General features: G+C 69.3%; 1 protein-coding gene. It reads right to left on the reverse strand.

The window, feature by feature from the left end; all coding sequences use genetic code 11:
* Positions 1-122: 122 nt before the first annotated feature.
* Positions 123-1,781 carry a penicillin-binding transpeptidase domain-containing protein gene (locus tag ACFW2E_RS46155; protein ID WP_384477977.1) on the reverse strand — a complete coding sequence of 553 codons (1,659 nt, stop codon included), beginning with the start codon at positions 1,779-1,781 and terminating at the stop codon, positions 123-125.
* Positions 1,782-1,858: the final 77 nt, after the last annotated feature.

Below are 1,858 nucleotides of genomic sequence, written 5' to 3' on the forward strand. Positions count from 1 at the left end.
GTCCATAACCTTGGTGAACCGGCGTGCGCCACCGCCCACCGAGCGCCCGTCCCCGAACGCCACAACCGCCCCACGGGCAGGCGCCCATGACGGGTGTGGCCCGGCGACCTGACTGGAAGCTGTCAGCTGTCGGTCAGCAGTTGCCGGACAACGTATCCGGCGGAGTCCACGCCGGAGCTGCCGCCTTCGACCAGGGCCGCGACCGCCATTCGGGAGTCGTAGGCGGTCAGCCAGCCGTTGGTGTGGTCCCCTTCCTCCGCTGTGCCCGTCTTCGCGCCGACGCCCGGCAGCCCGCCCAGACGCGGCGCGGCGGTGCCGCTGGTGGCCACACTGCGCATCATCGACTGGAGGTAGGCGGCGGTGCGGGCGGAGATGGTGCGGGGTGCGGCCTGCTGGTGCCGACCCGGGAGGATGATGGGCTGCTTGAAGCCGGCGCCTCGTACGGTGGCTGCCGCGGATGCCATGAACAGCGGTGTGGCGGTGACCTTTCCCTGCCCGATGAACTGGGCTGCCTGGTCTCCGGCTTGGACGTCCGTAGGGATGCTCGGATCGGTCGTGGCCACCCCGCCGCCGATCGACCAGCTGCCCATGCCGAAGACGTTGACGGCCTCGTCGTGCAGAGCGGAGGCGTCCCCGTCGTGCACGAGGTGGTGGAAGCCGTCCTTGATGAAGGACGTGTTGCAGGACACCGTGAACGCCTGGGCCAGGGTGGAGCCGGGGTTGGCCTTCACGCCCGGGTCGTTGTGGAACAGCTGGCTGTTGGCGATCACGGAGTCGGTGCAGGGGGCGGGGCTGTTCGCGGTGAGGCCCGCCTGGTCGAACAGCGCCGCGGAGGTGATGATCTTCATGGTGGAGCCGGGTGACTTGATGCCGTCGATCGCGATGTCCCCGTCCGCTCCCGTGTGCGCGAGCGCGAGGATACGGCCGTTCCGCCAGTCGAGTGCCACTGTTCCGGCCGGCTTCTCCTGGAGCCGAGGGTTCTTCACGGCGCGCTCGGCCACCGACTGAAGCCGGGCGTCTATGGTCGTCCTGATGACCGGGGTCCGGCCCTTGGCGAAGACCTGCAAGGTCTTGACCCCGCTACCGCCGCCGTCGACCACCGCCACCCCTGTGCCCGCGCGGCCGCCCGTGGGGTTGGTGTTCTGGCGGATGGTCGTCGCGATGTTCCGCAGTGAGGAGAACGTGGACAGGTCCGTCTTGCCGTCGCTCGCCACCACCTTCACCGGTCCGGCGCCGGCAGGGAGCTTGCCCGCAGTGAGCGACTGACCGTCGCCGAGGCCCGGATAGAGCACCGAGTTGTTCCAGTGCACCGCCGACGCGCCATTCGTACCGTGCACTACGGCCACGGCGCTCGAGTAGGTCCACTCGCCGCCCGCCACCTCGGCCCTCACGTCGAAGGTCACCTTGGTGGCGCCCGGCGTCACCGACGACGGACCGGCCGGGAGAACGTGATCGAACGTCAACGTCTTCAGGTGCAGGCCGTCCCGGTAGTCCCGCAACGCCTGCGCAGCCGTGTCCGGCGCGTCGGAGTCGCTCGCCGCACCATCGAGGTGCTGCCTGGACCAGCTGTCCAGAAACGCTCGGGCCAGCTTGACCGCCTCGGCGTTCGACGGAGGTGTGCTGGACAGTGTGGACGGGTCGACCCCGCCGGACGCGTCGGGCCGACCGTCCTGCGACACTCCGGCGGTCAGCCCGTGGACGACGTTGTGGACACCGATTCCACCGACGACAAGCAGTGCCGTGCATGTCCCCGCCATGCCGAGCTTCACAGGTCTGTTCATGGTGGGAATTCTGTCGGCTCGTGCCCGATGTGGGCGGGGTTCGGGTTCTCACGGCACAAAGGCCAAGTCGCCGTGGC

This window comes from Streptomyces sp. NPDC058964 (genome assembly GCF_042741275.1).
Classification (GTDB): domain Bacteria; phylum Actinomycetota; class Actinomycetes; order Streptomycetales; family Streptomycetaceae; genus Streptomyces.